Raw genomic sequence first — 11,422 nt, forward strand, 5'->3', positions numbered from 1 at the left:
TCGATGGCCCCGCCGCGTCAGCTGCTTCGTCCATTGGCTGTGCATCGCCCGTCGCCCCCTTGGAATCTGTACGCTCCCCCGCACCGTGACGTTGCGCGGCGGAGCCCCCAACCGGACGATACACCAGTACCGTCACTCAGGGACATAGCATCTCTACGCTCCGTTACTAGCAGGAGAGTTACGGGCAACGGGCGCATCGATATACCCGCAGAATGTGCTTATTCGGTCGTCAGGACGACATTGGCCAGCTGCTCGCCCGCGGCGTAACGGGCCAGCTGTGAAGCGAGCAGCCGCTTCGCCCGCGGCATGAACGCCGAGGTGGGGCCGCCCGCGTGGGGGCTGATGAGGCAGCCGGGCGCATGCCACAACGGGTGCCCCGCGGGCAGCGGTTCGGGATCGGTGACGTCCAGAGCAGCACGCAGCCGTCCCGACTCCAGCTCGGCAAGAAGCGCCTTGGTTTCGACAACGGCTCCCCGCGCGACGTTCACCAGCAGCGCACCGTCCCTCATGCTCGCCAGGAACTCCGCGTCCACCAGGCCCGTGGTCTCCTGCGTCAGTGGCGTGGACAGGACGACGACGTCCACTTCCGGCAGAAGCCGGGGCAGATCGGTGAATGCGTGCACTCGACCGCGCTCTGTGGTGCGTGCGGAGCGCGCGACGCGCGCCACCCGCGCGCACTCGAAGGGAACGAGCCGGTCCTCAATGGCGGAACCGATCGATCCGTATCCAACGATCAGCACGGACTTGTCGGCGAGCGCGGGACGGAAACCGGACTGCCACTCCTCCCGCTGCTGTCCGCGTACGAAGTCGGGGATACCGCGCAGCGATGCCAGGACCAGCGTAAGGGCGAGTTCGGCGGTCGACGCCTCGTGCACACCGCGCGCATTGCACAGCCGTACGCCCGAGTGGATACGGTCAAATCCCGGGCGCACATGGTCAATTCCGGCCGTGAGGGTCTGCACGACACGCAGGTTCGTCATCGCGCCGAGGGGGCGCAGAGCGACCTCCATGCTCGTCATGTACGGGACCACGTAGAAAGCGCAGCCGGACGGGTCCGCGGGGAATTCGGGACCCCCGTTCCAGAAGAGGTACCGGGGGCCGTGGGGCAGGCCGTCGACCTCGTCGGGCGGGAAGGGGAGCCACACATCAGCAGTCATGGCCTGGAGGTTAGTTTGGGGGACGCGATGAGGGAGGATGCGGCCAGGTGGAGCGCAGGACAATCGGGGCGGCAGCGCTCGAAGTGGGTGCGATCGGTCTCGGCTGCATGCCGATGAGCTGGGCCTACACCGGTTCGCAGCAGCGCGGGGACCGTTCGTTGCGTACTGTGCACGCCGCTCTCGACGCCGGCTCGACCCTGCTCGACACGGCCGACATGTACGGTCCGTTCACCAATGAACTGCTGCTGGGCCGGGTCCTCAAGGACCGCAGGGCCGATGCCTTCCTCTCGACCAAATGCGGCCTCCTGGCGGGCGAGCAGCACATCGTCGCGAACGGCAGGCCCGGCTACATACGCAGGGCCTGCGACGCGTCGCTGCGGCGACTGCAGACCGATGTGATTGACCTCTACCAGCTGCACAGGGCCGATCCCGAGGTGCCGGTAGAGGAAACCTGGGGGGCGATGGCCGAGCTGGTCGCCGCGGGGAAGGTGCGTGCCCTCGGGTTCTGCGCGGTGGGGGCGCGGGCCTCCCGGCGGGCGGGCGCGCACCTGCACGACGCGACAGTCGGGCAGCTCGAACGGGTGCAGCAGGTCTTCCCCGTGAGTGCCGTGCAGGCCGAGCTCTCCGTCTGGTCCCGGGACGCCCTCGACACACTGCTGCCGTGGTGCGAGGCGCGAGGGGTCGGATTCCTGGCGGCGATGCCGCTGGGCAACGGTTTCCTCACTGGCACGCTCACCCCTGGGCAGGGCTTCGAACCCGACGACGTGCGGGCCAGGCATCCGCGGTTCACGGCCGAGATGATGGCGGCGAACCAGCCGGTGGTGGCAGGGCTGCGGCGGGTCGCGGGGCGGCACGGCGCGACACCTGCCCAGGTGGCGCTGGCCTGGGTGCTGGCGCAGGGGCCGCACGTGGTGCCCGTGCCGGGGACGAAGCAGGAGCAGTGGGCCGTGGAGAACGCTCGCGCTGCGGAACTCGCGCCGACGACCGAAGATCTCAGGGAGATCGCGGGACTGCCGCCCGCCCGGGGTTCCTGGGACTGACCCGGCGCAGCCGGGGCCCCTGGCAGTGGGTCGTCCCGGTTCTGCGCACGTGCTCGCCCGGGACCTGCCGGGATCTGCCCGGCCGGGCCGTTCCCGGAGCCGCGCGGAGTACGGGTGGGAACCGTCGGCGGGCCTGCGGTGTATGAACAGTGACTGTGCTGTCGTCGAAGGGATCAGAACGGTGCAACGTCGAACTGTGACAGCCGTGTTGGCATCGGCCGTGCTGTTGTCCACCGCCGGGTGCTCCTCGGGGGGCGGCGACGGCGTCTCGGCCACGGGCCACGCCCCCGGACCGCATGCGGCCGCCTCCGCGTCGGCCTCCCCGTCCGTCCCGCCGGCCAAGGGGTCCGTGCGGGTGGTCTCGACCCTCACCACGGGCCTCAATTCCCCGTGGGGGGTGGCGGTGCTCCCTGAAGGGGACCTCCTGGTCTCCTCGCGGGACCGGGGGACGATCACCAGGGTCAACGCCAAGACCGGTGCGAAGACCGTGCTCGGGAAGGTAGCGGGGGTCGCACCCGCGGGCGAGGGCGGCCTGCTCGGGATAGCCCTCTCCCCCTCGTACGCATCGGACCATATGGTCTACGCCTACTTCACCACCACGTCCGACAACCGCATAGCACGCATGTTCTACGACGAGAAGCAGCCGGCGGGGCAGCAGCTGGGCGCACCCGACACGGTCTTCAAGGGCATCCCGAAAGGCACCCTTCACAACGGCGGGCGTATCGCGTTCGGCCCGGACAAGATGCTCTACGCAGGCACCGGGGAGACCGGCGACCGCGGGCTGGCCCAGGACAAGAAGTCGCTGGGCGGCAAGATCCTCCGCATGACCCCTGACGGTCAGCCGGTGCACGGCAATCCGTGGGCCGACTCCGTCGTCTTCTCCTACGGCCACCGCAATGTGCAGGGCCTGGCCTGGGACAGGAGCGGGCGGCTGTGGGCCGACGAATTCGGCCAGGACACCTGGGACGAACTGAATCTGATCCGGCCGGGGAAGAACTACGGCTGGCCCGACGCGGAGGGCAAGGCGGGAAAGGCGGGATTCACGGACGCGGTGGAGCAGTGGAAGCCCGCGGACGCCTCACCGAGCGGTATCGCGTATGCCGAGGGGTCCATATGGATGGCGTCGCTGCGCGGTGGGCGGCTGTGGAGGATCCCGCTCTCCGGCGAAAAGCCTTCAGCCAAGCCGCAGGCCTTCCTCCAGGGCAAATACGGACGGCTGCGCACCGTGGTCGCAGCGGGGGGCGACAGGCTGTGGCTGGTCACCAGCAACACCGATTCCCGTGGCGCTCCGAAGGCCGGGGACGACCGGATCCTTCAGCTGGAGGTGAAGTGACCGGAGGTACGCTGAGAAGGGCCCACCGCTGGGGGGCCCGGCCGGGGCTCACCACAGGGGGTCTGGATGTTCAACCTGATAGAGCAGCTCTTCGCGCCGGGGCGCAAGCACACCGAGGACGAGAACAAACGGCTGGAGCTGTCCCGCGTCGATCTCAACGACGGCGATCCCGGGCACGGCCCGATAGACCTGGACTCGGGCACAGTGATCATCCGGCCGCAGGAGCAGGACCCGCCCCCCTCCCAGTGACAGCGGCACCCGCGGCCGCACCATGGTCGGCCCTGGAGCCGACGGGTGGCACAGCTGCCTGAACCGGGGCCTCCCGGAGATCCTGCGCCGCGTCGGCGAAAAGGTGCAGCCGGTGAGCGAGCGCGGCCGCTTCACCGCGTCCGGTGACGCCCAGCTTGCCCAGAATGTTGGAGACGTGAACGCTCGCCGTCTTGGGTGCGATGAAGAGCGTCTCGGCTATCCGGCGGTTGGTGTGGCCGGCTGCGACCAGGCGCAGGACGTCCTTCTCCCGGCTGGTCAGGCCGAAGCCGTCGACGGCGGCACTGCGGGTGTCGTCGGGGGTGGGGGCAGGCCGGTCGTCAGCTGCCTCGGTGAGCGGGAGTCTGGCTCGCTGTGCCAGCAGCCTGATCTCCTCGACCAGTGGGCCGGCGCCCAGCCGGTCGGCCGTGGCGTGGCTGCGGCGGAGCAGCTTCGCCGCGAGCTCCCGGTCGGAGCCGTGGGCGAGCAGGGCGGCGGACCAGTGCTGATGCACCTGCGCCAGCTCGTAGGGGCGCCCCAGGGGCTCCAGTGCCTCGGCAGCCGCGCTCCAGTGGTCTGGGCTGTCGAGACCCTCAGCGCGGGCCAGCTCGGCGCTGACGAGCAGCGCGTAGGCGCCCCACAGCGGCACGGGGGTGGCGAGCCTCTTCGATGTCGACCGGATGAGGGTCAGCGAGCCCGCGCGCCCCGGCTCGGCCGCCGGGAGTCCCCGGGTGTTCGCCTCGGCGGTGGCGGCGGCCAGCAGCAGGGGCCAGCCGTAGCGCTGGGTTCCGGGAGGGAATCCGGCTTCCATCGTGCCGGCCAGTACGTCGCGCGCCGCGTCCAGCCGGCCCTGGGCGGTGAGCGTCTGAAGGGTGACCCTGGCCAGCGGGATGGAGTGCTGGGGCATCGGATCGTGGGTACCGAAATGGGCGTTCGCGGCGGCCAGTTGCGCGGCCGCCTCGTCGGGGTCACCGCGCAGCAGCGCGAGGTCCGCCAGCCGAAGGCAGACGTTACCGCGGGGCTTGGTGCTCTGCTCGCAGCGCAGCACCCACTGCGCGCAGGAGAACGCCTCGTCCCAGCGTCCCAGTGAGAACAGCGAGTCGGTCAGGTTCGCCCTCACCCAGGCCTCGTGGTCCCGCAGGCTGTACTTGCCCGCGAGGGCGATCCCGGCGGCCCCCACCTCGACCGCCTCCGCGGAACGGCCGATGGACTCCAGGTTCGACATCAGGTTGCTGTGCGCGCGGCAGGCTTCGGCGCTCAGGCCGAGTTCCGTCGTGCGCTCGAGCGTGGCGTGCATGGTGGCCAGTCCGGTTTCGATGTCACCGGCGTCGATGAGGAGACCGCCGAGCGTGAGACGGGCGCTCAGCTCGATCTCCTCCGCGCCGACCAGCCGTGCGTAGTCGACGGCGCGCTCCGCGGCGGCCAGGCTGTCCGGTCCCGGCTCATGGAGCATGGCCCAGTTCGCCGCGGTGGTGAGGACCTGGGCATGGACCGCCGACGGCGGGAGTCCCCGTACCAGCTCCTGGGCAGTGGCTATCTCCCGCCAGCCGTTGCCGCGGGCCAGGCTCTGCTCCAGTCTGGCCCGTTCGGTCCAGAACCAGGCGGCGCGCAGCGCGTCGTCGGCTCCGTCACCGATGGCGCGCAGGGCCTTCTTGGCGATCTTGAGGGACCGTTCGCGCTCGCCGCAGCAGCGCGCGGCGACCACCGCTTCGGCGAGCAGATCGAGATAGCGCAGCGCGGAGCCCGTGCCCTCGCAACCGCAGGCCGGATAGGCGCCGGCGGAGTCCATGGGCCGCAACCCGTCCCGTACATCGGCAGGCGCACTGTCCCAGACCTCCATCGCCCGGTCCAGGAGCCGCAGTTGCTCGGCGTAGGCATGGCGCCGGCGCGCCTCCGCGGAGGCCAGCAGCACCGCGGGCAGGGCTTTCGCCGCGTCGTGCGCGTAGTACCAGTAGCCCGCGAGCCGGGTGGCGCGTGCGTCGGCCCGCACCAGTGAGGGGTCGGCCTCCAGCGCCTCGGCGCAGCGGCGGTTGATACGGGAACGCTCCCCCGGCAGCAGGTCGTCGCTGACGGCCTCGCGCACCAGCGAATGGCGGAAGCGGAAGCCGTCGCCGTCCGGCGCCGCGATCAGGATGTTGGCCCCGACGGCAGCCCGCAGCGCCTCGATCAGGTCGTCCTCGGAAAGCCGGGTCACCGCGGTGAGCAGCGGGTACTCGACGGTCGAGCCTCCCTCGGCCGCGAAACGGACAACCCGTTGGGCGTTTTCGGGCAGCGCCTCCACGCGGACCAGCAGGAGATCGCGCAGCGAGTCACTGATGCCGCTGACCGAACCGCTGCCGCTGCAGACGGCCAGCTCCTCGACGAAGAAGGCGTTGCCGTCGGAGCGGGCGAAGATCTCGTCGGCCAGCGACGCCTCAGGCTCCACGGCGAGGATGCCGGCCAGTTGGAGGCGCACCTCGGGCCGGGTGAAGCGGGCCAGCTCGATACGGCGGACGGTGCGCAGCCGGTCCAGTTCGGCCAGGAGCGGCCGAAGGGGGTGGCGCCGGTGGATGTCGTCGGCACGGTAGGTGGCGACGACCACGAGGCGGCCCCTGCTGAGGGTCCGGAAGAGATAGGCGAGCAGATGTCGCGTCGACGCGTCGGCCCAGTGGAGATCCTCCAGGACCAGCACCACCGTACGGTCCGAGGCGATCCGCTCCAGGAGCCTGGAGGTCAGCTCGAAGAGACGGGCCGTACCGTCCTCGTGGTGCGCCTGGCTGCTGGTGTCACCCAGTTCGGGCAGCAGCCGGGCCAGTTCGCCCTCCTGGCCCTCGACCGCCGCGGCCATCTCGTCGGGAAGCTGGCGGCGCAGGGCACGCAGAGCGGTGGAGAACGGGGCGTACGGAAGGCCGTCGGCGCCGATCTCGACACAGCCGCCGACCGCGACAACCGCCCCGGCGCTGCAGGCGCTGCCGAGGAACTCCTCGACGAGCCGGGTCTTGCCGACACCGGCCTCCCCGCCGATGAGCAGCGCTTGCGGCTCCCCTGCGGTGGCGCGCAAGAGGGCTTCCGCAAGGGCTGCCAACTCATCGCCCCGACCGACGAATACCGGGCTGACTGACGTGAACTCCACAGCGCCGAGCATCGCACAGCGATCCGGCAGTGCGGCACCCGATATACGGATGCCGCCTGCCCGCGCGCTTCCCGCCGCCCCAACCGGCCCCGGCCGGCTGCCGATCGGGCTTCCCGGCCGGCGGCCCACTGCGGTGCCTGCCGCCGACGGGCTGCCCGCCTCCCTGCCCGTGTCCGGCCGCGTGGCGCTCATCAGGCCGCGTGGACGAACCGGTCGCGCAGTGATCTCACCGCCCCTTGCGTATCGTTCCGCCCGGAACGGCGAGCGGCCCTGCGGGCCCTCAGCGCCCGCCCGGCCAGCCGCTCGGCCTCGGCCCTGCGGAGGAGTTCGGCGGCGTACACCTTCTGGAGCTCGTACTGGAACATGGTGTGTTCTCCCCTGTGGCGGAGGCCGGTTCCGGCTTCCTTCGATGCCTCGACTCTCGTCTCCCAGGGGGGTCCGCCGCATCGGGCGAGTGCCGCATCCTCATGGCGGAGGGGGCCTTAGGCGGCGTACGTGAGTGCTTACGTACGGCCCAAGGCCCCCTCGGGAATGCCCTACGGGTTTCTGCCCACCGGTCCTACTGGGTCGGGGCGGGCGTGGCGGCGGGAGCGGGGGCGCTCGGCAGCGCGGCGAACAGGTCGAAGTACATACCGATGGCGACGATCAGGCCGATGACGGCGACGCCGACAGCGCCCCAGGCGACGGCGCGGACCCAGGGGGCCTGGGTACGCACCGGCGAGCTGAAGAACGGGCGGGCCAGTACGAGGCCTCCGACGACCAGCGCCAGCAGCGCGAAGACGCCGTTGACGAGGGCGGTCGTGTGCCAGGAGTCGGCGTAGACCTCGTGGATCTGCTGCGAGGCGGTGGCGCTCTGGGAGAGCTTCAGCTGACCGGTCAGGGTCTCGCGCTCCGAGAGCACCTTGCCCATCCAGCTGCCGGAGAGCCCGACGAACCCGAGCGCCGCGGCGACGACGGCTGCTGCTCCCGCGCCGATCCCCGAGCGTGCTGCAGGGAGACTGGCCGCGGCCAGCTCGGCCTCCTCCTCGGCTGCGGCTTCCGCTGCGGCGTCGTCCGCGTCGATGTCGGTGTCCTCCGCGGTCGCCTCCGCCGCGGCCTCCTCGGCCTCTGCGGCCTGCACCGTGGTGGCGGAGTCGTCGGTCGTGTCGGTCTTGGTGGTGGCGTTCATACCGCGCACGCTAGGCGGCCTTTCTGAGAGCGGGCTTAACGCTCTCTGTGTGCCTTCCACTCAGGTGCCAGGACCGCCCAGACCTCCGCGTCGTGCCGCGTCCCCCGGTGGGGGTAGTTCTGCCGCAGCACGCCCTCCAGCGTCATCCCCAGCCGCTTCGCGACGTTGACGCTCGCGGTGTTCTGGGGGCTGGCGTGCCACTCGACGCGGTGCATGCCGCGTTCGTCCACCGCCCAGTCGATCAGCAACCCGGCGGCCCGTGTGATCAGCCCGCGGCCCACCGCGGCGGGCTCCAGCCAGCAGCCGACCTCGCAGCAGCCCGTCGCGGCGTCGAAGTGCGGGAACAGCACACCGCCCACGAGTGTGCCGTCGAACCGGATCCCGAAGATCCGGCCGCTGTCCGCTGCCTGTTTGTCGGCGTACGACTGGAGGAAGGCGCGCGCCGCCCCGATGTCCCGGGCCGCGTCCGCGAGTCCGATGTGCTGCCCGATGAATTCGCGCCCGCGGTCGATGTGGGCCAGGTACTCCTCGGCCTGCCAGGGCTCCAGGGGCCCCAGTTCCCCGCCGTCACCGAGCGATGTCGCGAACATACTTCTCCTCCACCAGGGGTGTGGGCTCCGGGCGCAGTCTCGCACGGGCACCGGGGGCGGGTGACTCGATGCTGATCCGGGGAAGCCGCCGGTCCAGCCAGTCGGGCAGCCACCAGTTGGCCCGGCCGAGAAGGTGCATCAGCGCGGGAACCAGGAGTGTACGCAGCACGAAGGCGTCGAGCGCCACGGCCGCGGCGAGCGCGATCCCGAACATCGCGATGACCCGGTCGCCGCTGAGGACAAAGGCGAGGAAGACGGAGATCATGATGACCGCGGCGGAGTTGATCACGCCGCTGGTCTCGGCGAGACCGACCCGGACGGCCCGCCGGTTGTCGCCGGTCTCGCGCCATTCCTCGTACATCCGGCTGACCAGGAAGACCTGGTAGTCCATCGAGAGTCCGAAGAGCACCGAGACCATGATCACCGGCAGGAAGGGCTCGATGGGGCCCGCGCTGCCGAGCCCCAGCAGCCCGCTCCCCCACCCCCACTGGAAGACCGCGACGACCACGCCGAACGCGGAGGCCACCGCGGCCACGTTCATCACGGCGGCCTTGAGCGGAATACCGATCGACCGGAATGCCAGCAGGAGGAGCAGACAGCCGAGCGCGACGACCACTCCGACGAAGAGGGGGAGTTTGCCGACGATGACCTCGGCGAAATCGTCGTAGCTCGCGGTCACCCCGCCGACCTGGACGTCGAGCGATGTCCGGTTCTCGGCCGACGGGAGGACATCCGTGCGCAGCCGGTCGACGAGATCGCTGGTCCGCTGAGACTGCGGGGCCGAGTCGGGCACGACCGTGAGGAAGGCCGTGTCGCCGCTGCCGTTGTAGCTGACCGGGCTCACGGATGCGACATCCGCTGTCGTACGCAGCCGGGCGGGCAGATCGCCGAGTGCCACCCGGTCCGCAGCGCCGTCGAGCTTGGCCACCAGGGTGAGCGGGCCGTTGGCTCCCGGTCCGAAGCCCTTCCCGATCAGGTCGTACGCCCGGCGCGTGGTCGAACCCGCGGGGCTGTTGCCCTGGTCGGACGTGCCCAGGTGGAGGCCGAGAGTGGGCAGTGCGAGGACCAGCATCACCGCAGCCGCGAGCGCGCCGAGCAGTTTCGGGTGGCGCTCCACGAAGGCCGACCAGCGGGCCGCGAATCCGGTGGGCAGTTCGGGCTGCGGGCCGTGCTCGGCAAGCCGTCTGCGTTCACGGCGGCTCAGCGCCCGCATCCCGATGAACGAGAGCAGTGCGGGGAGGAGGGTGACCGAAGCGGCCACGGTCAGGACGACTGTGAGGGACGCCGCGACGGCCACACCGTTGAGGAAGTTCAGCCGCAGGATGAGCATGCCGAGCAGCGCGATGCAGACGGTCGCCCCGGCGAAGACGACGGCGCGACCGGTCGTACTCACCGCATGCGTCACCGCGTCCGCGACGGACAGACCGCGGCGCAGCGCCTTGCGGTGCCGGGTGACGATGAACAGTGCGTAGTCGATGCCGACACCGAGCCCGATCAGCATGCCGAGCATCGGTGCGAAGTCGGCCACGGTCATGACATGACCGAGCAGCCCGATCCCCGCGTACGCGGTCCCGACGCTGACGAGGGCGGTGGCGATGGGCAGCAGGCTCGCGGCGAAGGCGCCGAACGCGAGGAAGAGGACCAGCGCGGCGACGACCACCCCGACGGCCTCGCTGAGGTGCGCGCCGGCCGTCTGGGTGAGCGCGACTGCGCTGCCGCCCAACTCGACCTCGAGCCCGTCGGCCTCGGCTGCTTTCGCGGTGTCGACGACGGTCCTGACCTGCGCCTCCGGGATCTCGTCGGACTGCGCGTCGAAGGTGAACGTGGCGTAGGCGGTGTGCCCGTCGGCGCTGGTGCGCGGCGCTCCGACGGAGGAGATCCCGGGGAGGTCGTCGATCTTGTTGAGGGTCTGCGTCATCCGCTGTTCGACACCCGATGCGCGCACGCCGCCGCGGCCGGCATGCCAGACAACGGTGTCGCTGTCCCCGCCCTGGCCGTGGAATCCGTGGTCGAGCAGGGCGGTGGCCCGCCCTGATTCCGTACCCGGCACTTCGTAGTCGTTGGAGTAGGCGGAACCGGCGAATCCGGCTGCTGCCGCAGTACCACCGAGGGCGAGGAGCCAGAGAAGAACGGTCGGCAGACGGTGTCTGATGCACCATCGCGCGATGGCTGCCAACGGACTGCTCCCTCGGGGATAGACCTGGGTGGTTCATCGGACTTTATCGGGAATAAACCGTAAAGAGCGCAGACCTTTGGCGCATCACTCTGGCATCGAAACGTGATCATTTGACTGTTTCGTGGGGTTAGTCACAAGGGCACACACGGCCGTAGGCTCTGGGGTATGGCTGCTGAAGAGGGGACCGTACGCCTCGACACCTGGATCTGGTCGGTGCGGCTCACGAAGACGCGCTCCCAGGCGGCTGCCGCCTGTCGCGCGGGCCACGCCCGCCTCAACGGCGAGCGCGTGAAGCCGGCCCACGCGGTGCAGGCCGGCGACGAGGTGCGGCTGTTCCACGCGGGACGCGAGCGGATCGTCGAGGTGTCACGCCTGGTGCGCAAGCGGGTGGGCCCGCCGGTCGCCGCCGAGTGCTATGTGGACAACAGCCCGCCGCCTCCTCCGACGGTGGCCGTTCTCGACATCCCGGTACGCGACCGGGGCACGGGACGCCCGACGAAGCGGGACCGGCGTGAACTGGACCAGCTGCGCGGGGACATCGGACAGCGCTGACCTGTCATGGCGCCGGCATCGTCGGCGCCGGCCTGCCGTGCAGGCACA

Annotated in this window: 10 protein-coding genes; 4 read left to right on the forward strand and 6 right to left on the reverse strand. The window is 70.7% G+C overall.

What is annotated here, in order from left to right:
- Positions 1-218: 218 nt before the first annotated feature.
- The gene (locus OG584_RS09265) at positions 219-1,157 is read right to left on the reverse strand and encodes a 2-hydroxyacid dehydrogenase (protein ID WP_405776882.1); all 939 of its coding nucleotides are present in this window, start codon (positions 1,155-1,157) and stop codon (positions 219-221) included.
- Positions 1,158-1,204: 47 nt separating this feature from the next.
- Here OG584_RS09265 and OG584_RS09270 point away from each other — a divergent pair, with 47 nt between their 5' ends.
- The 3 genes from OG584_RS09270 (at position 1,205) to OG584_RS09280 (ending at position 3,779) form a co-directional block, all read left to right on the forward strand.
- Positions 1,205-2,197 (forward strand): aldo/keto reductase, encoded by a 993-nt coding sequence (locus OG584_RS09270; protein ID WP_405776884.1) that lies wholly within the window; start codon positions 1,205-1,207, stop codon positions 2,195-2,197.
- A 142-nt stretch (positions 2,198-2,339) separates the two neighbouring features.
- On the forward strand, positions 2,340-3,530 hold the full coding sequence (locus OG584_RS09275; RefSeq protein WP_405776886.1) for a PQQ-dependent sugar dehydrogenase: 1,191 nt from the start codon (positions 2,340-2,342) through the stop codon (positions 3,528-3,530).
- A 66-nt stretch (positions 3,531-3,596) separates the two neighbouring features.
- Positions 3,597-3,779: a DUF6191 domain-containing protein gene (locus tag OG584_RS09280; RefSeq protein WP_405776888.1), complete on the forward strand. Its 183-nt coding sequence runs from the start codon at positions 3,597-3,599 to the stop codon at positions 3,777-3,779.
- On the opposite strand, the gene OG584_RS09285 is transcribed toward OG584_RS09280, so the two are convergent.
- From OG584_RS09285 to OG584_RS09305, 5 genes are all read right to left on the reverse strand, one after another.
- Positions 3,739-6,900, reverse strand: coding sequence for an AAA family ATPase (locus tag OG584_RS09285; RefSeq protein ID WP_405776890.1), 3,162 nt, complete (start codon positions 6,898-6,900; stop codon positions 3,739-3,741). The genes OG584_RS09280 and OG584_RS09285 overlap by 41 nt on opposite strands.
- A 179-nt stretch (positions 6,901-7,079) precedes the next feature.
- The gene (locus OG584_RS09290; protein ID WP_405776892.1) at positions 7,080-7,253 is read right to left on the reverse strand and encodes a hypothetical protein; all 174 of its coding nucleotides are present in this window, start codon (positions 7,251-7,253) and stop codon (positions 7,080-7,082) included.
- Between the two features lie 194 nt (positions 7,254-7,447).
- Entirely contained in the window at positions 7,448-8,056 is a 609-nt protein-coding gene (locus tag OG584_RS09295; protein ID WP_405776894.1) for a hypothetical protein, read from the reverse strand.
- A gap of 35 nt (positions 8,057-8,091) precedes the next feature.
- Positions 8,092-8,646: a GNAT family N-acetyltransferase gene (locus OG584_RS09300; RefSeq protein WP_405776896.1), complete on the reverse strand. Its 555-nt coding sequence runs from the start codon at positions 8,644-8,646 to the stop codon at positions 8,092-8,094.
- Entirely contained in the window at positions 8,624-10,822 is a 2,199-nt protein-coding gene (locus tag OG584_RS09305) for an MMPL family transporter (RefSeq protein WP_405776898.1), read from the reverse strand. The genes OG584_RS09300 and OG584_RS09305 overlap by 23 nt, the downstream gene beginning before the upstream one ends.
- A gap of 165 nt (positions 10,823-10,987) precedes the next feature.
- Between OG584_RS09305 and OG584_RS09310 the strand changes: the two genes are divergently transcribed.
- Positions 10,988-11,374, forward strand: coding sequence for an RNA-binding S4 domain-containing protein (locus OG584_RS09310; RefSeq protein ID WP_405776900.1), 387 nt, complete (start codon positions 10,988-10,990; stop codon positions 11,372-11,374).
- Positions 11,375-11,422: the final 48 nt, after the last annotated feature.

This window comes from Streptomyces sp. NBC_00859 (genome assembly GCF_045161865.1).
In the GTDB taxonomy this organism is placed as follows: domain Bacteria; phylum Actinomycetota; class Actinomycetes; order Streptomycetales; family Streptomycetaceae; genus Streptomyces.

Excerpts from the sequence above, each read along its gene's own strand:
- OG584_RS09265 (WP_405776882.1), bottom strand. The coding sequence starts at position 1,157 with ATGACTGCTGATGTGTGGCTCCCCTTCCCGCCCGACGAGGTCGACGGC.
- OG584_RS09275 (WP_405776886.1), top strand. The coding sequence starts at position 2,340 with ATGAACAGTGACTGTGCTGTCGTCGAAGGGATCAGAACGGTGCAACGT.
- OG584_RS09280 (WP_405776888.1), top strand. The coding sequence starts at position 3,597 with ATGTTCAACCTGATAGAGCAGCTCTTCGCGCCGGGGCGCAAGCACACC.
- OG584_RS09285 (WP_405776890.1), bottom strand. The coding sequence starts at position 6,900 with ATGCTCGGCGCTGTGGAGTTCACGTCAGTCAGCCCGGTATTCGTCGGT.
- OG584_RS09290 (WP_405776892.1), bottom strand. The coding sequence starts at position 7,253 with ATGTTCCAGTACGAGCTCCAGAAGGTGTACGCCGCCGAACTCCTCCGC.
- OG584_RS09295 (WP_405776894.1), bottom strand. The coding sequence starts at position 8,056 with ATGAACGCCACCACCAAGACCGACACGACCGACGACTCCGCCACCACG.
- OG584_RS09300 (WP_405776896.1), bottom strand. The coding sequence starts at position 8,646 with ATGTTCGCGACATCGCTCGGTGACGGCGGGGAACTGGGGCCCCTGGAG.
- OG584_RS09310 (WP_405776900.1), top strand. The coding sequence starts at position 10,988 with ATGGCTGCTGAAGAGGGGACCGTACGCCTCGACACCTGGATCTGGTCG.